This is a genomic window from Shewanella septentrionalis (assembly GCF_025370265.1).
In the GTDB taxonomy this organism is placed as follows: domain Bacteria; phylum Pseudomonadota; class Gammaproteobacteria; order Enterobacterales; family Shewanellaceae; genus Shewanella; species Shewanella hafniensis.
Map to the genome: position 1 here is coordinate 1 of NZ_JAMTCC010000005.1, position 24777 is coordinate 24777.

At 47.7% G+C, this 24777-nt stretch carries 15 protein-coding genes; 2 read left to right on the forward strand and 13 right to left on the reverse strand.

What is annotated here, in order from left to right; all coding sequences use genetic code 11:
* Positions 1-68: 68 nt before the first annotated feature.
* The 4 genes from NE536_RS03795 to NE536_RS03810 all read right to left on the reverse strand — a co-directional run bounded on the left by NE536_RS03795 (position 69) and on the right by NE536_RS03810 (position 4590).
* Entirely contained in the window at positions 69-578 is a 510-nt protein-coding gene (locus tag NE536_RS03795; RefSeq protein WP_071939135.1) for a hypothetical protein, read from the reverse strand.
* Between the two features lie 87 nt (positions 579-665).
* Positions 666-1031: a glyoxalase superfamily protein gene (locus NE536_RS03800; protein WP_006085142.1), complete on the reverse strand. Its 366-nt coding sequence runs from the start codon at positions 1029-1031 to the stop codon at positions 666-668.
* A gap of 210 nt (positions 1032-1241) precedes the next feature.
* Positions 1242-2753, reverse strand: coding sequence for a BAR domain-like protein A BdpA (gene bdpA, locus NE536_RS03805; RefSeq protein WP_006085141.1), 1512 nt, complete (start codon positions 2751-2753; stop codon positions 1242-1244).
* Between the two features lie 481 nt (positions 2754-3234).
* Positions 3235-4590 (reverse strand): MATE family efflux transporter, encoded by a 1356-nt coding sequence (locus NE536_RS03810; RefSeq protein WP_261271846.1) that lies wholly within the window; start codon positions 4588-4590, stop codon positions 3235-3237.
* 400 nt (positions 4591-4990) lie between these two features.
* Between NE536_RS03810 and NE536_RS03815 the strand changes: the two genes are divergently transcribed.
* A complete protein-coding gene (locus NE536_RS03815) occupies positions 4991-6532 on the forward strand; it encodes an MFS transporter (RefSeq protein ID WP_261271847.1) in 1542 nt (513 codons plus the stop codon).
* 100 nt (positions 6533-6632) lie between these two features.
* On the opposite strand, the gene NE536_RS03820 is transcribed toward NE536_RS03815, so the two are convergent.
* Complete coding sequence (locus tag NE536_RS03820; RefSeq protein ID WP_261271848.1) at positions 6633-7157, reverse strand: DUF3087 domain-containing protein; 525 nt, start codon at positions 7155-7157, stop codon at positions 6633-6635.
* Positions 7158-7547: 390 nt separating this feature from the next.
* Between NE536_RS03820 and NE536_RS03825 the strand changes: the two genes are divergently transcribed.
* On the forward strand, positions 7548-8309 hold the full coding sequence (locus NE536_RS03825; protein WP_261271849.1) for a substrate-binding periplasmic protein: 762 nt from the start codon (positions 7548-7550) through the stop codon (positions 8307-8309).
* 126 nt (positions 8310-8435) lie between these two features.
* On the opposite strand, the gene NE536_RS03830 is transcribed toward NE536_RS03825, so the two are convergent.
* The 8 genes from NE536_RS03830 to glgB form a co-directional block, all read right to left on the reverse strand.
* Complete coding sequence (locus NE536_RS03830) at positions 8436-9542, reverse strand: CobW family GTP-binding protein (RefSeq protein WP_261271850.1); 1107 nt, start codon at positions 9540-9542, stop codon at positions 8436-8438.
* 256 nt (positions 9543-9798) lie between these two features.
* Positions 9799-11202, reverse strand: a complete 1404-nt coding sequence (locus tag NE536_RS03835; protein ID WP_261271851.1) for a DEAD/DEAH box helicase — start codon at positions 11200-11202, stop codon at positions 9799-9801.
* A gap of 129 nt (positions 11203-11331) precedes the next feature.
* Positions 11332-14388, reverse strand: coding sequence for an EAL domain-containing protein (locus tag NE536_RS03840; protein WP_261271852.1), 3057 nt, complete (start codon positions 14386-14388; stop codon positions 11332-11334).
* Between the two features lie 130 nt (positions 14389-14518).
* Entirely contained in the window at positions 14519-16138 is a 1620-nt protein-coding gene (locus NE536_RS03845; RefSeq protein WP_261271853.1) for a glycogen synthase, read from the reverse strand.
* A 205-nt stretch (positions 16139-16343) separates the two neighbouring features.
* Positions 16344-17606 (reverse strand): glucose-1-phosphate adenylyltransferase, encoded by a 1263-nt coding sequence (gene glgC / locus NE536_RS03850; protein ID WP_261271854.1) that lies wholly within the window; start codon positions 17604-17606, stop codon positions 16344-16346.
* Positions 17607-17798: 192 nt separating this feature from the next.
* Positions 17799-20330: a glycogen/starch/alpha-glucan phosphorylase gene (locus tag NE536_RS03855; protein WP_261271855.1), complete on the reverse strand. Its 2532-nt coding sequence runs from the start codon at positions 20328-20330 to the stop codon at positions 17799-17801.
* Between the two features lie 11 nt (positions 20331-20341).
* A complete protein-coding gene (gene glgX, locus NE536_RS03860; protein WP_261271856.1) occupies positions 20342-22543 on the reverse strand; it encodes a glycogen debranching protein GlgX in 2202 nt (733 codons plus the stop codon).
* Position 22544: 1 nt separating this feature from the next.
* Positions 22545-24776 carry a 1,4-alpha-glucan branching protein GlgB gene (gene glgB, locus NE536_RS03865; protein ID WP_261271857.1) on the reverse strand — a complete coding sequence of 744 codons (2232 nt, stop codon included), beginning with the start codon at positions 24774-24776 and terminating at the stop codon, positions 22545-22547.
* Position 24777: the final 1 nt, after the last annotated feature.

Consider the following 24777-nt stretch of genomic DNA (forward strand, 5'->3'; position numbering starts at 1 on the left):
AGCAAGGTACAGTGAGTTGCAGGACATGAGATCCCATTTTTAAGCCAGGTCAGTCAATAATTGATTATTTACTTTTTATAAGGGAACGACCAAGTGTTCTTGGGCGTTTTTATATTTGGATTAACCAATCGTAATGCATCGTATAGTTCGCTTCGCTTATATGGATAGTTGGGACTCAATAAAACTGATGAACCATTATTCATTTTCACTGAAATGAGGCTAGCGTTTGCGCCTATATCTGTACTGTGTTCAATTTCAATAATGTCTTGCGGATTGACGCTGAACGTCCATTCTTTAAAAGTAGGATGAAATGAGCTCAACTCAGAATTTGTAAGCTTGATATAAAATTTTGCCGGATGAGTAAGTAACCATGCTGCTAGCAACAATAGTACAAGCTCTGACCCAACAACAATATATTTTATATAAAACAAGAATTCGTCATAAAAAGGCTCATTTTTTGAAATCAACATCCAAATAAGCCAAAGGATAAGCGGCAAAAATAGCATATTGAAAACGAGCACTTTGGCTTGTTGTTTACGGCTTCTTTCGTAATAGAAAAATGTGCGTTCGATATGCATACATTTAACGCCCAGATTTAGCACGAAAAGCTGCGCGGCGGGTTGACGTTGCAGCCGGCACTTTTTGCTGGCGACAACATTTGTTTGTTATGTATCCGATGATTCATTAAACAATATCTTATTTGAAAATGGATCTGTCACAGTGAAACACCTCGCCCCCCAAGTTGCCTCTTCAATGCTTGGCTTATTATATTTGTATGGCATTGCAGTAATTTGTGTAAAAAGTTTATCTAGGTTGCTGACATTAACGAAAACCTTACTGCCAGGCGTGCAGTCACCGGAATGTTCACTTAGGTGTAGAACAAAATCGCCAAGCGACACTTGCATATAAATAGGGTAACCCTCTTCAAAACGATGTTCCCAATCTAACTCCATGCCAAGAAAACCAAGATAAAACTCTTTGGCTTTATCTTCATCAAAAATCCGCATAATTGGGATAGCCTGAAACTCCATGTCAACAACTCCATCACTGATAAAACCAAACAACTAACTATTCTAGATCGACAACATAATGCACTTTAGGATTACCCACAACACGCTCAGATTAAAATGGCTTATTAAACGAGCGCTTTGGCAAAATGAGGATATAAAAAATGGCAGCGAAAAAGATTTGCGCTGCCATTTCGGTGAAAAAAGCTCAGTCGATGTTGTTACAACAATCCTTTACATAAAGGCTTTAGTGAACGCTTCCTTCGACTGGCGAATGTAATTACGGGCGCTTTGGGCGTGTTGCTCCCATACGGCACGATCGCTTGGGTCGGTGAAGGGGTTTTGCTCAGTGGCAATTGAGCGCTCAAATTTGTCGTAGAAGGTTAGCATGGCCGAAGTGATCTGGTTAAAACGCTCCTTGAATTCTTGAAATTCATCAATTTTTTCAGTGGTTTTAATCATGTACTGCACCAGTTCAGCATTGCTATTCGAAGCCAATAAAGCTTCGGCTTTGGCGCTGATATTGGCACTGGCCTCAGTTATCACAAGTGCTCGGGTTTGCTCGTCTTTACTCATCACTCGGCTGTAGTTTTCAGGCGTGCGGGCAATGCCGGCATGCTGCAAATAGCCGCGTAGATGCTTATCGAGATCCTTACGAAACGTATCTAAGTTCTTCTGCATGCTGACTAAATCATTGTCTAGTGCCGTGACTTGTTGCAGCTCTTTTTCGATTTCAGACATAAAGCGTTCGGCCTGCTGATAAATTTTCAGGCCATTTTCTTCAGCAAACTTTTTATCGCTACGGCTCAAGTCGCTGTTGTCATAGTTGGAGCGATCGAAGGTCGCGGCCAAGAATGATTTAAAGGGTTCGGCAAAGGCGGAATAAGCACCGGCACTGACCACATTTAAGGTCGCGGTGGCTAAGTCGCCAAAGGGTTTCACCATAGAACCCAAGCGTGCCTGCTGGATAGGTGATGCCACACGTTTAGTGTCGGATAGCACCGACCTAAAGGTGTTATATCCCATAGGGTTAGACATCTTGTTGCGCTCAGAGGTTGCCAACACAAAGGTGATACTGGAATAGATGGCATTCGAGTATTCGAGGTATTGTCTTTGGCTCTCAAGCTGGGCGGCGTAGTTTTTGCCTAAGGTGCGGAATGACTCAGACTGCACTTCGTAGTTCTTGTCAGCTTTAAGCTTATCTAAAATCCCGCCGATAATTTTCTGCTCATTTTTTTGCAGGGCCATATCGAGGCGAATTTTATCTAAGCTCAAATCATCAAGACTGATGGGACCATTAATGGACTCAATGTCGAGGCGAATATACTGGCGGCTCGGATCGTCGATAGAGACTCTGTGCGCTAAATATTCGTTCGCACCCGGAGTGATATCGATTAAGGCAACATGCTGCCACTGGGCATCGAGTTTTAATACTGGTGAGGTTAATACATTGATCCGATACTGGGTTTGAGTATTTTGAGTTTTAACCCAAAACTCCAATAGACCCGCTTCAGAAATGGGATACTTGCTGACTATGCTGCTATTGCCTTCGGCACATAACAACGCACTTTCACCACTGTGGGGTTCAGCGCCTTCAAATTGACAACCCATGATCCACGACCAAGGTTGAGATAAACGATTGCCTTCAAAGTCGCTGGCAAACACTAACTCATTCTCTTTGGCACTGGCATTAACTGTGGTTAACACGCCAAGCAACAGCATAGAAATGACTGCAGTGGTGCGCATAAGGGCCTCATAAAACATAAATTACTAAAATCAACGAGCGAGTCATTCGGCTCAATACCCAGTTATATCGACGATCAACTGACCCAAATGTCAAAGCGAATCTAGCTGGTTTTCTGAGGGTTATGACCTCGAAAAAACCGCCCGCTTGAAGGCGTCATTTTTGATAGCAGATTAAACCAGCGAAATGTATCAGAGGCCATCATCCCACGCTAGCCCTAAGTCATGTTTGGCGCAGAAAGATAGCAGTTGAATGGCAATCGGGGCCATGAATCGCCCCGATACTGAAAACAATCGTGAAATTAATGGTGAAATCAATTGTAAAATCGATTATGAAACTCAGGGAAAACTAACTACTTATGTCCGCTATTCTGGTTCTGTTCTTCCAGCTTGTCTGGCCGCTTATTTTGCCTTCTTTTGCCCTCTTCCCTCATCATCAGCGCACGCAAAAAGCAGGCACAGACAAGACTGGAACAAAACAGAGTTATTGCAGCCGAGCCTCGACTCGCTTCATGGCGTAGAACATCCATATCGTCAGAATAGTGCTACAGGTTGCGAGCGATACCCACACACCAATCACACCGAACATCCAAGCGAAGCAGTAGATAATCGCCGCGATCAGGATAAGTTTAGCGCCGGTCAGCATAGAGGCTTGTTTCGAGCAATTAATCGCTTGGAAGAAACTCGCACCGACTAAGATTAAGCCTTCCATCGGTAAGCCCCAGAAATACCAGCGCATACCTTCAATCGCCACGGGCGTTAGGTTCTGATTATCGCCAGCAAACAAATACACTAGCCATTCAGGGCGAGAATAAATCAGCGCTAAGCCCAAGGCTGCGGTGAGCAGCGTCATGCCAAAGGCGATATTACGTGCTTGCTTAACTCGATCGAAACGCCCAGCGCCCGCATTAAAGCTATAAATTGGCTGCGTGCCGAGGGCAATACCTTCAAAAATCAGATAGAAGAATGCTTCTGTGTAACTCACCACGCCATAGGCTGCCACATGTAAGGGGCCGCCCACCCACAAAAAAGCTGTGTTGTGCAGGGTTAACACTATCGACAAATAAAGGTTCATCAAAAAGCTGGGTAAACCCACACGGGCTATGTTCAAGCAATTGTCGAGCTTGAGCTTCATCTGCTCAAGGTTGATCTTCAGCTGAGTGCGAGGACTGAAAAAGTGCTGCAAACACAAAAGCCCAGTCACCGCCTGCGACATCATAGTCGCAATCGCAGCGCCCGCTAAACCAAAGGGGAAGACCACAATAAACAGCCAATCTAAGAAAGTATTTAATACACCGCCCAAGATCAGCACCCAAGTTACCATGGATGGCCGACCATCATTACGCAGCAATGTGGTGAAGGTCATTGAAATAATGGGGAAATGACACAGGGCAAAATACCAGAACAGATATTCGTTGGCGTTTTCGAGAATGTCCCCCTGCGCCCCGAGGGCGATCAAAATATCCCGCGAGAATATCCCACCAATGAGGGCAAAAATGGCTCCCGCCAATAAACACAAACTAAAGGCATTACCGAGCAATTTACGGGCCTTAGCTACATTGCCTTGACCAAGATTGATCGACACTAATGCCGCGCTGCCCATGCCGATCATGGCGCCAATCGCATACAAAATAGCGCCGACTGGATAGGCTAACATCATCCCCGCCAGCCCAGTTTCACCCAAATAGTGGCCAACGAAGATGCCATCAATCGTCACATAGACGCCCGTCACCAACATAGAGGCGATGGTGGGTATGGTATAGCGCCAAAAAAGCTTCGCAATCGGCTCCTCGAGCAGGCTCATATCCGCAGGAGCATGATTAGATGTTATTGCTGTCATTAGCGTTTCTCACAAAAAAGGGGGCAAGAGTCGTATCTATTTAGAAAAATGATCGGGTGAACAAAAATGCGACAATGGATTGTACCTAAAATCAGCCGTAACTCAAAGCAAGTTAAGTATGAAGATGTAACCACAAAGATTAATCATCACAATGACTTAAGTGTACACAGTCCAATTTCAGTCAAATGACAAACCGAGCACAGTCCAATAACAGATGTAGGCTAACTCATCATTTTTTGCTACTTTTTTGGTGTTTAAGGCCGAATTAGGTAAAGTATCAGCTCAAGCAAGCCTATTCGCGTATTTTAGCAAGATGAAATGATTAACTATAAAAATTTAAGATATTGATAATTAATGGTTTAATTGATAATAAATTCAATAAAAATAATAAGGGAAGGACATGAGTCAGAATAGTCCAAATGCAGGCAACGATCTGCGGGAAGTCAAACAGCTCGGTATGTGGGCCTCCATTACTAGCTTAGGTTATGTGTTTTGGCTGGTCGGCGGGATGGAGTTAGTCGAGCGTATCGCTTACTACGGCGTCAAAGCCAGTGCGGGACTGTACGCTAAAGCGCCTGAGTCTGCGTGCGGCCTTGGGATCAGCCTAAGCGACTACGGCATTATTATTTCCCTCTGGGCGATCATGCAAACCTTTGTCCCAGTGTTCACCGGTGGCATGTCTGACCGCGTCGGCTACAAAGAAACCATCTTTGGCTCCACCATCATTAAAATCTTTGGCTATCTGGTGATGGCATTCTTCCCCAGTTTTTGGGGCTTTCTTGCTGGCGCATTACTCCTCGCCATCGGTACTGGGATATTTAAACCGGGCATTCAAGGCACCTTAGTGCTGTCCACTAATCGCAATAATACCTCTATGGCTTGGGGCATTTTTTACCAAGTCGTCAACATTGGCGGTTTCCTCGGGCCGTTAGTGGCCGTACATATGCGCCAATTGTCGTGGGACAATGTGTTTTTCGCCTGCGCCGCGATTATCTCACTCAACTTCTTATTTTTACTGACCTATACAGAACCAGGCAAAGCCGAGCGACTAGAGCGTAATAAACAAATCAAGTCGGGTGAAGTCAAACAAGAAGCCCTGTGGCGTGATGCTTGGCGTGAGCTGAAAAAGCCGATTGTGATCTACTACATGTTGGTATTTGCAGGCTTTTGGTTCTTGTACAATGCCATATTCGATGTGTTGCCTATCCATATTTCCGAATGGGTCGATACCAGCGTAATCGTCACATCCCTTTTTGGCAGCGAAGGCACCAGTAACGGCATTCTGCAATTTTGGCTTGGCCTCAATAACAAAGGCACTAAGGTGATGCCAGAAGGCATGCTCAACCTTAATGCCGGCATGATCATGACCAGCTGTTTTATCGTCGCCGCACTGACGGCTAAATACCGCATCACTACTGCTATGTTTGTTGGTTGTTTGCTGAGTATTTTGGCCTTTGTGTTTATCGGCGCCTTCCATGCGGCTTGGTTTATCGTGCTCGCAATTGCTATGTTCTCCATTGGCGAAATGATGATTAGCCCGAAGAAAAATGAGTTTATGGGCAACATAGCGCCCGAAGGTAAAAAAGCCATGTACTTGGGCTTTGTGATGTTACCCCAAGGGATCGGCTGGGGATTAGAAGGCTACTTTGGCCCTAAACTCTATGAGATTTATGCATCGAAAGAATTGTTTTCGAGGGATTTATTGTTAGAGCGCGGCATGAACAGCACTGAGGTTAGCGCCATTCCCCAAGGTGAAGCCTTTACTACCTTGGTGAGCTACACAGGTGAAAGCGCCCAGGATCTTACCCAACTGCTGTACCACAGCCATAACATTGGCATGGCGTGGTACATCATCGCCGCCATAGGGACTATCTCAGCAGTGGGGATTTTTATCTATGGTAAGTGGTTACTCACACTGCAAAGAGCCCAGCAAGCCGCCTAAGCGGGACTCGCTAACCTCATTCGGGGTAAGGGCGATAAAGACAAGATAAGGGCTAGATAAGGGCAAGGTGAGGATCGATCTTCATCTTGCCTTATCAGTATCAAAAAGGACGCGTCAGCAGCTCAGGCGTAAATTGTTCAGGCGATAGCAATAAACCTAAGCTCTCGATTTGTGCATTCAAACGATTGAGATCTTGAGTCAGCGCAGGCAAGGTCAGGGTATTGTCATCGAGCTCATACACTTGCCTTAAACTCGTGTAATAAAACAGCAGTATAATCAAAGCATTCACATCATTTTGCGCCGCAGCGGCTTTAATCTTTATCAACTTGCGATAGATACGATTATGGAGCTGCTTTAATTGCCACACATAATAAATTTCGCTGAAGATGGGTTTGTCCTTCAAGTTATAAATCACTGCGCTACACAGACCCAGACTGAAAATCACCCCTAAGAGATTCAAATGGAAATTACCTGTTGGCTCACCCGGCACAGGCGTCGCACCAAACAGCGCAATCAACCCAGCTCCAAAAATCAGTGACAGCACGACTAAGCTAACAACTAAAATTACGATGAATAAATTCATGTTTTTACGGTACAAGGTTTTATCTATTTCCTGCAGCTTCATAACATCCCGCTCAAATAGGCCGCCTAGCGTTGGCGAATCAATCAATTAGTGGCAGAGCATACCGCAATCCCATTTATTCGGCCTTAACTGATTTAAACGCATAGCTAAAATACATTTTTCATCCTCACCCGCAAGCGATACAAATTGACACCTTTAGGTATCATTAAACGGTCTGAGGGATAGGGTGATGTATCAATTGAAGATCAACGGCTTAATACCCTTACGATTCTCACTAATCTCACGTTTATCTCAAAACATAAAAATGTTAACGTGCGCCCCAATCAAGGTAAAATTTGCTAACCTTAATCTCAGTGAATTTCATCATGGTATCGCCACCTTTGCGAGATACCTAGCCTTAAGCTCCCGCATTCATACCACACAAGGAATGCCATGATACCCAGCAAAGCCTTTGCACAAGTCATCCTTTTGGCGCTCAGCAGCCTTTGCTTGACTGCGCAGGCCAAAGACCTGCTGGCCGTGGGTACAAGCTTCAGCCAAATTTTCGAACTACAGCCTAATGGCGAATATACCGGCTTAGGTGTCGATATTTTAAATCGCTTCGCCCAGCAGCAAAGTGTGAACATTCACTATCAAATTACCCCTTGGCGCCGCGCCATTTCTATGGTCGAACGTGGCCAAGCGGATATTCTTATTGGTCCCTACGATACCCCAGAGCGTGAAGCAAACTTGGCTTTTGCGACGAAAGCGTTTTACCGCGATAACATGGTGTTCTATGCCCGTGTAGGCCATGAAATAATCTGGAATGGCGACTATGCCAGCATTAAAGGTCAACGGATTGGTAAGATGCAGGGTTGGAGTTATGGCCCGACGTTTAATGAACAAACTAAGTCATTGAACATCAATGAATTTGTCGATATTAAAAGCGGGATAGAACGCCTCTCTCGGGGTGATTTAGATTTACTCGCCACAAACAGCCGTAATACCGATGCTGTGCTCGCCCAAATCAAAATCCCTAAGGCAATTACCCCAATCACGCCGATAATCGATGTCCAAGATGGTTTTATGGCATTTCCTAAACAGGCGAAATTTGATCCCTTAAGACATAGGTTTGACAGCTTTTTCGATGAGATGATCCAAAATGGCACCTTTACGACACTCGGCCAAAAATATCGCGTAACCTTGCCTTACTGAGCCGGCGCGACTGATCATGCACGACTGTTCCTTCATGTACGACCGCTGCAACTTTATTAGCACCCGCCTAACCTATGCTCACATGTGTAATAAAGGGCGATGGGAAAGTCAGTGAGCAGTTAATCGTTAACAAAGACAGGCGAGCAACTGCAGCTCAATCTCGTCCCAATCGACGTCATTCACTGTAATCATCTCAAGTCTGGAATCTAAGGTGTCATCGAGTTCAACCACAGTAAACTCATGATCAATCCAGTTAAATCCAGCGATCCCCTCAGAGGTGATCATTACAGCCTTTAACCTCAGCAAGACTTGCCCGACGTCTGATGACTGAGTGTAACGCTGAATTAACGCCATTAATTTATCGAAATCAAACTCTTGTCTTGGTTCAAACACCCAGCCGCAGCTAAAACAGCCTTCGCCTTGATTCTGCTTGCGTACTATGCCACGTGCATCGAATTCGAGAGCGACTTCGATTGCGCCTTCGGCAAAAAGGCTTAGCTCACTCAAACGCGAACCACCCGTGCGGAACAGGCTTGGCGCTGTCGTCGGTAGGCTGCCCAGCTTTAAGCCCACGCTAGCATGCCCATTTATATTGAGTGACACGCGCCTTGGTTGGTTTAAATAATCCAGCAGCGCGCTAGGTAAAGGTTGCTGGTTAGTGTGGCTCACAACAGGAATATCAGTGCGCTCGATATGACTTAAATAGGTCTGTAACTCATAGAGTAACTTAGTATTTTCAGCGTCATATAAATCCGACTTAGTCGCGATAATCACATCGGCCACTTGCAGCTGTTGGATGAAGTTTGCATGTTCGCGATAGCGAGGATCGTGGATTTTACGCGCGTCCACCAAACATAAAGTACTGCGCAGTGAAATCACATTCTGATAATGGGGTGCACTCAATACTTTAATGATTTCATTAGGATGCCCAAGCCCAGTAGGTTCTATCAATAAGCGATCAGGTTTTGCTTTCGCAATCAACTGATTGATCGCCACTTGCGTCGGCACGCCCGCTGCGCAGCACATACAGCCCCCCGCCACCTCACGAATTTGTATGCCGTTATCGGATGAGTTCAGTAACCCCGCATCAATGCCAACCTCACCAAACTCATTGACCAGCACAGCCCAAGTCTCATCCGCGGGTTTAGTCGCCAGCAATTGTTTAATCAGAGAGGTTTTACCTACGCCTAAAAAACCTGTGATGATATTGGTGGGAATCGCTTTGATAATCATAAGGAAACTCGCTCGAATAGAAAGCTTGGCGCTCGAGTGTAGAAGTATTGGCTTTGAAGCTCAACAAAAAGCGCATCGGTGAGGATGCGCTTTTAGAATGGTGGGGCTATTTAACCAACTAAGCAAACGTTAAACAGCAAGGCTGACAGGCTCTTGGCGCTTATTAGCCTTGATTGTTGGGCTTAGCTTATTCTGGTTTAAATTATTTTGACTTAACTTATTTTGACTTGGCTTATTTTTACTTAGCTTATTTTACTTATTTTGACTTATTGGTGCGAGAGCCAAAACCTGACTTATTGCTCACCAAATTCGACTTAGGTTTAGTCGCATTAAACGGCTTACCTGAGCCTGACGCAGGCTTAGCACGGCTAGATGATTTATCGCCACCTGCTTTGCCTTTGGCGTACTTACCCTGACGAGACTGACCAATAGTACGATCCTGCGGCGCCTTATGGCTCCACTTTCCAATCGGCTTAATCGGTGCCGCGGGCGCATCACGGTAACGGGCAGGCAAAGGCGTGCCTTCTTCATAACCCGGTTGTACCGACACGGGCAGTTTCTGCTCAATCAAGGCTTCAATTTCAGCGAGCATTTCATCGTCAGAAGGTGACACGAACGAAATCGCGCGACCGGTTAATCCAGCTCGGCCTGTACGACCAATACGATGGATATAGTCTTCGGCAAGGAAAGGTAATTCAAGGTTGATCACCATAGGCAAGGCATGAATGTCTAACCCACGTGCAGCCACATCGGTTGCCACCAGCACACGTAATTTACTGGCTTTAAACTCTTCTAACACCCGATTACGGGCGCCTTGAGTTTTATCGCCATGGAACACGCCTGCGGCTATGCCATCAAGCTTTAATTCTTGCAATAAATGCTCTGCGCTTTCTTTCGTGCTGGCAAAAACCAGTACTTGGCGCCAATTGTTGCGGCCAACGAGTTCTGACAACAGCTCGGCTTTACGACGTTTATCAACGCGATACACTTCCTGCACTACTGTGGAAGCCGTTGTCGTATCGGCAACATTCACCCACTGAGGTTCATTCAGCATTTTCTCGGCAAGTTGTTTCACCGCATCGCTATACGTGGCAGAGAACAACATGGTTTGATGCTGCGGCGCAATTAAGCGTTTCACTTTTTCAATGTCGCGCACAAAGCCCATGTCTAACATGCGGTCGGCTTCGTCGATCACTAAGGTCGTGACGCTCGACAGATCTAACTGGAATTGGCCGATAATATCGAATAGACGACCTGGGGTTGCCACCAAAATATCAACGCCCTGCTCTACCCCTTTACGCTGGGGATTCATGTTGGCGCCGCCGTAAACCGCTAAGGTTTTCAGTGGCAGGAACTGGCTGTATTTCTGGATATTTTCGCAGACTTGAATCGCGAGTTCACGGGTGGGAGTCATCACCAACGCACGTAAAATCGGTTTATCATTGCTGTCGCTTGTTAAAGACTCAGCCGCCAGCTTTTCAAGTACAGGCAGAGCAAAGGAAGCCGTCTTACCTGTACCCGTTTGGGCGCAGGCCATAATGTCTTTGCCTTCAAAGGCAAGCGGGATCACTTTCTCTTGCACTTGAGTGAGTTGCTGATAGCCACACTCAGTTATCGCATTCAAAATAGGAGAAGATAAACCGAGTGTTTCAAATTTCATAGGGACTCTTTAGCTAAGTAGTAAAACTTTGATGCGAGGTGATACTCAATGCCCCAACGCGGGGCCGCGGAGTCTAGCAAAATCCGCGGCGTTTTTATAGGCAATTATCATGTCTCAGTGAATATCCCCTCAGACACGGGAGACTAACGGCGGATCCTGCAGGTATTTTTGGGTAAATTCCCCCGCAGGCACAGGTCTTGAGAACAAGTAACCTTGGCCATAGTCACAACCTGCCGCCAACAACACTTGGCGCTGCGCCTCGGTTTCGACACCTTCGGCAATCACCTTCATCCCCAGCTTGTGGGCCATCACGATAATCGCCTCACAGAGAATTTGATCGTTTGAATCGGTATCAATATGGCGGGTAAAAGATTGATCAATTTTAAGATAATCGATATCAAACTTTTTCAGATAGGCGAGTGACGAGTAGCCAGTACCAAAATCGTCCAGCGACACTTGCACGCCCGCATCTCGGTAGGCCAGTAGTTTTTCGGTCACGCCCATACTGGCGTCCAATAACAAGCCTTCGGTAATTTCAACGCACACGCCCGCGCCCGTAATATTGAGATCTTGCAATAACTTCAGCCAATCATTGAGCAGCGTGCCTTCATCGCGAAATTGGATTGGGGATTTGTTGACGCTGATTTGGATTTCAACCCCTAACTCGTGGCGCCACGCCGCACTTTGACGCGCGGCTTGCTCAAACACCCAATTACCAATTTCAACAATCAGCCCAGTGTCTTCCGCCACCGGAATAAACTCGGCAGGTGACACAGCGCCACGCTCGGCATGGTGCCAGCGGATCAAGGCCTCCGCCTTAGTCACTTCCCCCGTCGCTAAGGCAACAATTGGCTGATAATGCAGTTCAAATTCTTTATTGGCGACCGCTTGACGTAAATCTTGGATCAAGCGCATGCGGTATTTGGCGTATTCCTGCATCGACGGGGTGAAATAGTTGAAACGATTGCGCCCTTGATCTTTCGCCGCATACATCGCCTGATCCGCATGCTTAAGCAGTCCTTCAATACTAGTCGAATCATCGGGATACAAAGTGATCCCAATACTGGCGCTGATGTAAGCGGTTTCTTCCCCTAACACATAGGGCTCGGCAATTCGCCGCAGAATATTCTCGGCAACGCGCTCAATGCCCTTATGATCGTCCATCGAACTTAACACTACAGTAAATTCATCACCGCCAAGGCGCGCTACGACGTCGGCATCACGCACGCAGGATTTTAAGCGGCTCGCGGTTTCTATCAGCAGTAAATCGCCCATGGCATGGCCTAAGGTGTCATTCACTTCTTTAAAGAAATCTAAGTCCAAGAACAATAAGGCAAAGTGGTTGCGATTGCGGTCAGCGTTTTTCACTTCGCTGCTTAAATACTCCAATAACATGCGCCGATTGGGCAAGCCCGTCAGCGTATCGTAGTTGGCTTGCTTCCAGATAAGATGCTCATTTTGCTTCTTGTCGGTAATGTCAGAAAACAGCGCCACCCGCCGATAGGGATGGCCTTCTTTGTCATTGATGGTATTGATGGTATTGATGGTTAACCAGATGACATATTCCTCGCCGTTCTTGCGCCGCTGCCACATTTCCCCTTGCCATTGGCCCTTTTCACGGATCTCATTGTTCATTTGAGTGTAAAAATCGCGACCATTGAGGTCACAATAAAGCAACCGAATATGTTGATCCCGCACTTCAAATTCACGATAGCCGGTCATCACGCTAAAGGCGGCGTTGACGGTAATGATCACGCCCTTTTCATCGAGCACACTCATGGCTTCTGAGCTGTTGTCGTATACCAGCGCCGACAATTTTAACGATTCTTCGATAAGCTTTGCGTCGGTAATATCGGTATAGGTTCCGCACATCCGCAGGGCATTATCATGGGCGTCACGGCTCACCACTTTGCCCGTGTCTAAAATCCAGCGCACTTTGCGATTGAGTGTATTTAGACGATATTCCATCTTATGCTGCGCCGTTTCGCCGCGAATATGGGCCTCAATCGAATGCAGCACTTTAGGCCTATCTTCGGCGACAATTGCGTCCATCCATTGGCGACTGTTGGCATTGAGCATATCCACATCGCAGCCGAGAATATCGGCGCTGCGAGCGTTACGTTCGATACGATCATGACGAATATCCCAATCCCACACCCCAAGATCGCTACTGCTTAACACCAGTTCGAGTTGTTCACGGCTAGCGAGCACCTCTTGATCAGCTCTGGCCTGTGAGGTGATATCAATAAATCCGGCAATCACCAACTGCACGGCATGATTACCACCGCGCTTACAGGCGACTGTCATATGGGTGTAAACCACGCTACCGTCTTTAACGATAAAACGTTTATCCATCTCGTAATTATCGATATCCCCCCGCAGCATAAGCTCAAATTTCGACGCATCCGCTTCTAAATCATCGGGATGGGTAATTTGCGTCCACGTCATCCGTAGCAATTCAGCTTCTGAATATTTGAGCATTTGACATAAACGTGGATTCACCTTTATCCACTTTTTATCTATTCCCGTTATTGCAATACCAATATTGCCCGCGTTAAATTGACTGCGAAACAGGAAATCGTCCTGCAGACGAATTTGTTCATCACGCTCTAATTCAAAACGTCGCGATAACAAGCGGCTCAATAGCCAAGTCGCAATGGGGAAAATGGTGAGCACAGGTAGGGTGACTTGTTCTAGTAAGGGCATTCCGATGCCATTGGGTAAAAATACGAACCACAACAACATCACGATATGAACGGTATAGGCAAAGAGAAAAATTTCTCCACCTGAAATATTGGCTAACAGAGACTTACGATATTGACGCCAGATCACCCCAATTAACCCGGATGACACTATCACGCCGACGCCAATCCACATCCCCGCGCCACCAATACTGATGCGATATAGCGCCGTCATCACCACAGCAATAAAGGTCGGCAAACCACCGAAAAAGAGGCCTGAAATACAGAGGATAACCGAGCGAGTATCGAAAAAAACGCCCGGTTGATATATCCAAGGCGTGCTCATGATGGTGATACCAATACCACCGATGAGCATCCCAATAATGATACGCCACAGCAAGAAATACTGCCGCTGATGCTTTTTAGGGATCACGTCGTACAAAAAGACCAACGCCAGCAGCAAAGCCGCATTTTGCACTAACGGAAAGAGAATACCTTTATCCATGACTCAGGGAGCGACTCCAATAAATGAGGGGGCTTGATACAATTTTAACATTCCCCTCACTAGTGTAGCAGAATCACTTAGAAATCATGCGCTAATTCCTTTTACCACATCACACTTTGTATATGCTGCATCACACTTTGCAATAGAGTTGTTGACGATATTGTTCAGCAATGGAATGCCAGTCAAAACGCTGTGCCATGGCTGCTGCACGCACCTTTGGCCATGTTTTCCCCTCGAAACAAGCAATGGCTTGCATCAACCTTTGCAAAAACGCTTCGGCTTGCTCGTCTAAGCTATTGCCGTTAAAAGCAAAACCAGTCACGCCATCCTCAACGGTATCCTTCAATCCGCCCACACCATGCACTAAGCAAGGCTGTCCGGCGCGCATCGCGAGCATTTGGCTGATGCCACAGGGCTCAAAGGAGCTTGGCATCAAGAAGAGATCGCCATGCTGATACAGCGCCTCGGATAACGCCTCGTTATATCCCTGCAAAAATAATAGGTTATCGTATTTAGCTCCTAACGCTTGGAAGGACTTAGCAATCGATACATCGCCGCTGCCGAGTAAAATCAGTAGCGCCGTCGGTTTTGTTAGCTTCAACGCGTTAAGTAAGGTCTCAAGCACAGATAAGCCCGAGGGCAATTGATGGCGCAGCAGCAATACTTTTTGATCGGTCAAACGGCCCACAGAAGTGAGTAACAGACTCGGTACTTGCTCCGCCATCGCTTGACGCCAATGGGCTTGTGTGCGCGCAAAGGCAATCATATCTACGCCGCTCACTTGGGTTTGACGTCCCTGCCATTGCACTAACGCAGTCTCAATCGCACTGAGCAATTGCTTGAACTCGGGTACTTGAATACGCGCAGGTGGCTTAGCGGGTAAATCCGATACTGACGAATATACACAGCCATTTAAAATCCCCACCACTTTGCCGTCATTAGCCTTGACCTGTAAGTCATGTTCTAACCCTTCGCCCCCAAAGAATCCCGCCTCTGGTTTGGACGGCTGCAACACTTCTTTGGCGTAACTGGGTGAGACTAAATGCACTTTATCGCTCAGCACTATCCCCATGCGCATTGGGTTAACGCAGTGGGGATAACGGGGATCGGTGATCAGCTGTTTTTGCCCCAGTGTTAAAGACGCAAATAGCTCGGGAAACCAAGCCGCAAACGAGGACGAGTCTTGGCTTAGGGGACGTATCCCTTGCAGCGCCAAATTGTGGATGGAGAACACACACTCAATTTCTTTGAGAGCACTGAACTCAGGCACAAACGCCCTAAGCATGGCTAAGCAGCCCGCATGCCAATCATGTAAATGCAGCACAGCTGGCATTGGCACTCGGCCCGTTGCTAATGCCGTGGCGACACTCGCGCAGAGGAAAGCAAACTTAGCTGCATCGTCGGCAAAAGGACGCTCGGCGCTGCCTTGGCTATAAATTTGCCCAGGAACGGATTGCCATAATGCATGTTCGAGCAGATAAATCATCGCCTCTGGCACTTGAGGATGGGGCATGGCAAACACGTGCACCCGCTCCAATCGGCCGCCAAAGGCCACGGTTAACTCACCCAAATCTTGGGGTTGATTCGCGACCGCAGTCAAAAAGCCATAGCTTGGCATAATCACATCGGCGCACAAATCCACACCCGCCAAAGCGTCGGGTAAGTCACGGATCACATCCGCCATACCGCCAACCTTGGCGCCCGCAAGGGCACCGTTTTCAGCCGCGACCATTAAAATGCGTTGTTTCAATTAATTGGATACTCCCGCTACTTCATTTCAGCGGCTTATTAATAAGCTGACTGTACCTAAGCGCTAAATCTAAGGGCTTAATCTGAGAGCTTAATCTAAGTACTTAATCTAAGCACTTAGCTGTGTACTTAAAGCTCGAACTTAAGCCCGTTTCTAAGCCATTTGCGCTCATTATGCATGGCGACTCAAAGGATGAATTGCAATGTTATTCATAACCCACTGGTAAACCTAGCATGTCACGGGTCACTAAGGTGACGCCTTTTTCCGACACTCTAAAGCCTTTGGCTCGGTCGTGATCGTGGTTATAACCTATCACCATGCCTTCGGGAATAATGCAGCCACGGTCGAGTATGGCATTCTTGATTTTGCAATGGCGCAGCACGACCACATCGGGCAGCACGACTGAATCTTCAACCAACGAATAAGAACAGACACGTACTTCGTTAAACAATACGCTACGGCGCACTGTCGCACCCGAAATAATACAACCGCCCGAGACAATCGAGTCCAGCGCCATACCGCGTCTATCATCGTCATCAAACACAAATTTAGCCGGTGGCAATTGTTCTTGGAAAGTCCAAATTGGCCATTTGGCATCGTACAAATTCAGTGCTGGCGTGGGCGATAACAGCTCCATATTCGCTTGCCAGAAAGAGTCTAGCGTCCCCACATCGCGCCAATAGGCTTGCTCGTTCGGGAAAGCGCTCTTAAAGGGATAGGCGAACACATTATGTTTTTCGATGATCGCAGGAATAATATCCTTACCAAAATCGCGATCTGAGCTTTCGTTTAGGGCATCTTTCTTGAGCTGGTCAAACAAAAACTCAGTGTTAAACACATAGTTGCCCATAGATGCTAAACACATTTCTGAATTGCCCGGAGAATGTTTAGGTTGCAGTGGCTTTTCTTCAAAGCCTAAAATGCGCATCTCTTCGTCGACTTCCATCACCCCAAACGAACCCGCCGCTTCGGCAATCGGCACTTCAAGGCATGAGACTGTCATATCTGCGCCCGACTCGGCATGGGCGGCTAATAACCCCGCATAATCCATGCGATACACGTGATCGCCCGACAGCACCATCACATACTTAGGCAACTCATGGCGAATGATGTCGATGTTTTGGAATACCGCATCGGCAGTGCCTTGATACCAGTTTTCCGAATAGCGTTGTGAGGCGGGTAAAATCTCCACCGACTCGCCTAACTCTTTCTTAAAATGGCCCCAACCGCGCATTACATGGCGGATCAAGGAATGCGACTTGTACTGAGTGACCACACCCACGCGGCGAATACCTGAGTTGATGCAGTTAGACAGCGGAAAATCGATAATACGAAACTTACCACCGAAATACAGCGCCGGTTTAGCACGCCAATCCGTGAGTTCATGCAAGCGAGACCCGCGCCCACCAGCTAAAATCAACGCATAGGTTTCACGAGTTAAATTACTGATATAACGAACATTAGACATAGGCTCTTACTCCGAAATCGGCAAACTGATTGCCCATAAATGGCTTCTCGATACGGCAGAAACTGCCGTATTCCCCTGAGTATTTCTCACTTGCATTCCCCATTCCTTCCATTGATTGCTGCATTCCTTTCAAACACTTAACCTTATACTCGTCCGCTATAACAAGAGGACTTATAACCCAGAGCCCAGCCCTTACAGTTTCCAAATTTCATCGCGATAACCCGCGATCGTCACATCACTCGAAAAACGTCCACTGGCGGCGGTATTGCGAATACTCATTTGCGTCCAAACCTGCGGATCTTTATAGGCCCGTGCCACGGCTTCTTGCACGACTCGATAACTGTCAAAGTCGGCGGCCGTCATCCATTGATCGTCGCTACTTTCAATGGCGGCAATAATAGGATCGAAGATCCCCGGCTCCAGCAGATTGAAATGACCACTCTTGAGTAACTTCATCACCTCAGATAACGCCGGTGAATCGTCAATAATGCTGCGTGGATGATAGTGGTTACGTACCTCAGAGACCTGCTCTGCATTGAGTCCGAACAGGAAGAAGTTCTCTGAGCCTACTTCCTCTAGCATCTCGATATTGGCGCCATCCATAGTGCCAATCGTCAGTGCGCCGTTCATCATGAACTTCATATTGCCCGTGCCCGATGCTTCTTTACCCGCGGTCGAAATTTGCTCGGATAAGTCCGTTCCCGGACAGATTTTTTCCATGGCGCTGACGTTGTAATTGGGTAAGAAAGCAAAACGTAGGTAAGGCGTGACTAAAGGATCGGAATTGACCATGTGGGCGACATTGCTGGCGAGCTTGATGATCAACTTAGCCATAAAGTAACCGGGCGCCGCTTTACCGCCGATCAACACGCAACGTGGCACCATGTTTTCGGTGTGGCCTTGTTGGATCTGATGATAGAGATGAACCACATGTAAGATATTGAGCAGTTGACGTTTATATTCGTGAATACGCTTCACTTGCACATCAAACAGCATAGATGGATCGAACTCGACGCCACATTCCTTAGCAATCATCTTCGCCAGCAAAGCCTTGTTGGCTTGCTTCACATCACGCCATTTTTGGATAAACGCCGTGTCCTGCGTGAGAGCATTGAGCGCCGTTAACTGACTCAAATCTGTCACCCATTCTTTACCTAAATGGGCCGTCAATAACTTAGCTAAAGCAGGGTTACAATGGGCAAGCCAACGCCTTGGCGTCACGCCATTGGTGCGGTTATTAAACTTATGCGGCCACAACTCATAGAAATCCTTAAACAACCCAGATTTAAGCAGTTGCGTGTGTAAACCCGCGACGCCGTTGACCGAAAAACTCGCCACAATCGCCAGATATGCCATGCGCACATGGGGATGAGGACCATCTTGAATAATCGACATACTCGCCAGTTTGCTAGCGTCCCCCGGCCAGTGGTGGGCGACTAAATCTAAGTAGCGGGCGTTGATTTCATAAATGATTTCTAAAATACGCGGCAGCATCTGCGCCATCATGCGCACGGGCCAACGCTCTAGTGCTTCTGGCAATAGGGTATGGTTAGTGTACGCCATGGTCTGGCTGGTAATCGCCCACGCACTGTCCCATTCCAAACCGTATTCGTCGATCAATAACCGCATCAACTCAGGTACGGCAATGCTGGGGTGAGTGTCGTTCAGCTGCATCACATTTTTAGCGGCAAACTGGGTGAAATCATGACCATGACGACTCACCCAACGTTTGAGCAAATCTTGCAAACTGGCGGAGGATAAAAAGTATTGCTGACGTAATCGCAGCTCTTTGCCGTTCTCGCTCGCATCATTGGGATAGAGCACCATAGTGATCTGCTCGGCCAAGTTTTTACGGGCCACGGCTTCTGTATAGTCGCCTTGGTTAAACTCAGCTAAATCAAAGTCATCGGTCGCTTCGGCCTTCCACAATCTCAGGGTATTCACCCGACCATTGCGATAACCGGGAACTGGCATGTCATAGGCAACGGCGAGCACATCTTGGGTTTCAACCCAAATAATGTGCCTACGACCCTGTTTATCGACATAGGATTCAGTGTGACCAAAAAATGGCACTGTCACGTTGTGGGTCGGCACGCGCACTTCCCACGGATTGCCTTCGCGCAGCCAACGGTCGGGACGCTCAACCTGATAACCATCAACTATCTTCTGGGCGAACATGCCATATTCGTAACGTATGCCATAACCCGTCACGGATAAGTCCATACTGGCGCAACTATCGAGGAAACACGCCGCCAATCGACCTAAACCGCCGTTACCTAAACCGGCATCATGTTCGGCTTCTTCTAACTCTTCCAGCGATACTGCATAGTTGCTCAAGGCATCACGGCTATCTTGCTGTAAATCTAGACTCAGCAGTGCATTGCCCAGCGCCCTGCCCATCAAAAACTCAAGGGATAAATACGCCACTTGCTTGCGCTGAAAATGGCTGTCATCCACACGGGTCTGACGCCAATTGTCTAGCATCTGCTCTTTGACGCTATAGGCCAACGCTTGAAATAATTCGCAGCTCACACCTTCGCCACGGCTGAGTCCATAACGTAAATGGCGCTCAAAAGAAGCGGGCAAAGCATCGCAGGGCTCACAGGGTTCAACGGCTTTAGGTTTGGCCTGACGCTTAGTTGGCGCCTTCTTACTCGCCGTTTTTGGCGCGGATGATACGGTTTTTTCGCTGGTATTTGGACTCAGTTCGCTTTCGTCAGTCATAGTTAATTCCTTCATTTCTTGAAAATCAAATCAGCATGAAAAAGCATGAGACTGCGATCTTGCAGCAAGTATCGCGTCGTAGAGATCTGAGCATACAGCGGCTCAGTTTGGGTATGGATCAGGCATTGCCACGGACTCAAGTGTTCAAAGGTCGGCGGCGTAAATGCCAAAGGATTGTCGTCGGCATTGACCATCAATAGCAGAGCTTGCTGCTTACCTTGGCCTTCTAAGTCACCCGAAAGCACCACAGATAAACTGCGGCACATAGACTCAGTCCACAGGCTCTTGGTCATTTGCTCACCTTGACGACTAAACCAATCTAAGCGAGCACCAGTATCGGCTAAAGATTCGGCCAATAACTGTTCATGAATGAAGCGTTTAGCGCATAACAACGGGAAACGTTTGCGCAGGGCGATAAGCTGCTGAGTAAAGGCTAACAGCTTAGTGTCCATGCCCTTTGCCGACCAATCAAACCAGTTCAGTTCATTGTCTTGGCAATAGGCATTATTGTTACCTTGCTGGGTGCGGCCCGTTTCATCGCCGCTCAACAACATAGGCACACCTTGGGATAAAAATAGTGTCGTCAATAAGTTACGCTGTTGACGACCACGAAGTGCCAGAATTGCGCTATCTTCGGTTTCCCCTTCAACCCCATAATGATGACTGAAGTTTTCTTGATGACCGTCGCGATTATCTTCCCCATTCGCCAAGTTGTGGCGCTGGGTATAACTCACTAAATCTTTGAGGGTAAAACCGTCGTGACTGGTTAGAAAATTAAGACTGGTCGCGGGTGGACGGCCGCCATGCTCGAAGAAATCCCCCGAGCCGTGAAACCGTCTGGCAAATTCGGGCAACATGCTGTGATCGCCGCGCCAGAAGCGGCGCATAGTGTCCCTGTATCTGTCGTTCCATTCACTAAAGGCCACGGGAAAATTACCTAATTGATAACCGCCAGGGCCGATATCCCAAGGCTCAGCAATCAATTTCACTCGGCACAACACAGGGTCTTGCAACAAGGCATCGAAGAAACCTGAGCCGGGATCAAAACCATAGGCCTCGCGACCTAGGCAGGCCGCCAAGTCGAAGCGAAATCCATCGACACCCATGATTTCCACCCAGTAACGCAGCGAATCCAGCACGAGTTGCAACATGCGTGGATGGTTGATATTTAAGGTGTTTCCGCAACCCGTATCGTTAATGTAAAAACGCTTATCATTCGGATGTAGGCGGTAATAACTGAGATTATCTATGCCACGAAAACTAAAGGTTGGCCCAAGTCGACTGCCCTCGGCGCTGTGGTTATAGACCACATCGAGGATCACTTCGATACCCGCACCGTGGAGTGCATCAACCATAGCGCGAAACTCACCAATATCGTCGGATGACAGATAACTCGGCTCGGGGGCAAAAAAGCCAATACTGTTGTAACCCCAATAATTAGTAAGCTTTTTCTCTAGCAAAAATGGTTCAGTAAAAAAGGCCTGTACTGGAAGTAATTCGACGCACGTCACCCCAAGTTCGGCCAAATAATCGATAGCAGGCTGAGTCGCTAAGCCCGCAAAGGTGGCGCGTTTATTAGGTTCAATCTCAGGATGCGCCGCCGTAAAGCCTTTAACGTGCATCTCATAAATGATGCTGCGCTCTAGGGGTTTGGGCTGAAACCTCGTCGCTACGGGCTGAATCGACTGCTTAGCGGCGATGTCGATTAATGGACGAATGTCCACGACCTTACATTTTGGCACATGGGCAGCGTTATCTAACTTACTGAAAGATAAGTCTTCATCCTTGTGATCCAGCTCGTAAGCATAGTTAGACTCATGGTCGCTATATTCACCGACCAGCTGGCGCGCATAAGGGTCGAGCAATAACTTATTGGGGTTAAATCTGTGGCCAAGCTGAGGCTCATAGGAGCCATAAACGCGATAGCCGTAGAGTTGCCCCGCCTTGAGCCCCTGCACAAACACATGCCAGATTTGCTGGGTTTGTTCAGTTAACGCAATCCGCGCGATTTCTTGCTCGCCATTGTCATCAAATAGGCATAACTCGACCGCTGTCGCGTTAGCTGAAAATAACGCAAAGTTGACGCCATCGCCCTCAACACTCGCACCGAGCGGAAAAGGCTCACCTGCCCCCAAGGCCCATTTCTCATTTTGAGAGGGGTTATGTTTAGCGTCAGGGTTGAGCTTGATATCATCAGCTGTGGGCTTTTGCATACTAGTTCGCCTCAGCCAATCCAGTTGCAGGCCCTATCACTAGGCAACCCAAGGGCGGCACAGTGATCAGCGCGCTCTGCGCCATGCCCTGCCACGGCAGCGACTCAGCAACGACAGTGCCCGCATTACCTTGGTTACTGCCACCATAAATCTGGCTATCGCTATTCAGGTATTCGCGGTAATCCCCCGCCAAAGGCAAACCAATACGGAACCCAGTGTGCAATTGGGGCGTCATGTTGATGACAAACACTAACGGCGCATCACCCGCTAAGCCGTAACGCACAAAGGTAAAGATGCTGTCGCGGCTATTTTCACAATCTAGCCAACTAAATCCTGCCCCCTCGTAATCCTGAACTGATAAAGCAGGCATGGCTTGATATAAGTGATTGAGATCTTTAAGCCAACGTTGCACACCTTGGTGCGGTTCATAGGCCAATAAGTGCCAATCTAAACTCTGGTTATGGTTCCACTCATTTCGCTGACCAAACTCGCAGCCCATAAAGAGTAATTTCTTACCTGGATGCCCCCACATAAAACCGTAATAAGCACGCAGGGTCGCAAATTTCTGCCAATCATCACCGGGAATTTTATGCAGCAACGAGCCCTTGCCATGAACCACTTCATCATGACTCACGGACAACATAAATTGCTCGGTATAGGCGTACATCAAACTGAAGGTCAATTGATGATGGTGGAATTGGCGGTAAAGCGGATCTCGGCCTAAGTAGCTTAAGCTGTCGTTCATCCAGCCCATATTCCATTTAAAGCCAAAGCCGAGACCTTGCTGATCCGTCGGCTTAGTCACCCCCGCAAAAGCGGTGGACTCTTCGGCGATCATGCAAATGCCGGGGAAAGCTTGGTACAGGCGTTGATTCAAAATTTGTAAGAAACTAATGGCCTCAAGATTCTCCCGTCCACCATAGGCATTGGGCAGCCATTGGCCCGGCTCGCGGCTATAATCGAGGTACAACATAGAAGACACGGCATCGAGACGCAGGCCATCGAAATGAAACTCCCGCAGCCAATAACAGGCATTACTCAATAAAAAGCTGCGCACTTCACCGCGATCATAGTTATAAATCAAGGTATCCCAATCGGGATGTGTGCCCTTGCGAGGATCTTCGTGCTCATACAAACAAGTGCCATCGAAACGCACTAAGCCGTGGGGATCCTTAGGAAAATGCGCCGACACCCAATCGAGGATGATACCAATTCCCGCCTGATGGCAGGCATCCACAAAGGCTTTTAACCCATTGGCATCGCCAAATCTGTGGGTCGGTGCATAGAGACCCACAGGCTGATATCCCCACGAACCATCGAAGGGAAACTCGCTGATCGGCATCAGTTCAATGTGGGTAAAACCTTGCTCCTTCACATAGGGAATCAGCTGTTCAATCAAGTCGTTATAATCAAGATATTGCTCGCCTTGCTCTCCCTTACGACGCCACGAACCTAAGTGCACTTCGTAGGCCGACATGGGCGCTTTATGCCAAGCAGTCGCCGCGCGCTTACTCATCCAAGCAGTATCATTCCAACTGTGATGGGCTTTTGGGGGCACGATAGAAGCATTATGGGGCGCGCATTCCATTTGAGTCGCCATGGGGTCAGACTTGGTATGACGCTCACCATTTTGATAAACCAAATCAAACTTATAGTGGGCGCCTTCAACCACATTGGGCAGAAATAGCTCCCACAAACCATTGGCAAGATGTTGGCGCATTACATGGCGAGTATCGTCCCAATGGTTGAAATCCCCCACCACAGAAACCCGTTTGGCATTGGGTGCCCACACACAAAAATGCACACCTTCAACGCCTTGGGTCTGACGCCAGTTGGCGCCTAAAAACTCATAGGCGCGCTCGGCGCTGCCTTCACCAAACAGGTAAATATCGTCACTATTGAGCAGTGAATCAAACTGATAAGGGTCGACTATATCTAGCTGACACAGGGGGTATTCTACCCGCAGCAAATAGAGAAACGGTTTGACGCGTCGCCCCAGCGTACCGGCGAACAATCCCTGCTCGTTAACTTTGTCCAGACTCGCTACTTTGCGGCCATCTTTAATGCTGATCACATCCACACTGATTGCATTACGTAAAAAACAACGAACAATTAATGCCTTACCCTCGTTGGCACTGTGCATACCCAAGAGCGAAAAAACATCAGTGTATTGACCATTAAGTAGGGCGACGTCGGTGCCATCGTAGAAATAGGCATTGGCTTGAGTCATCATT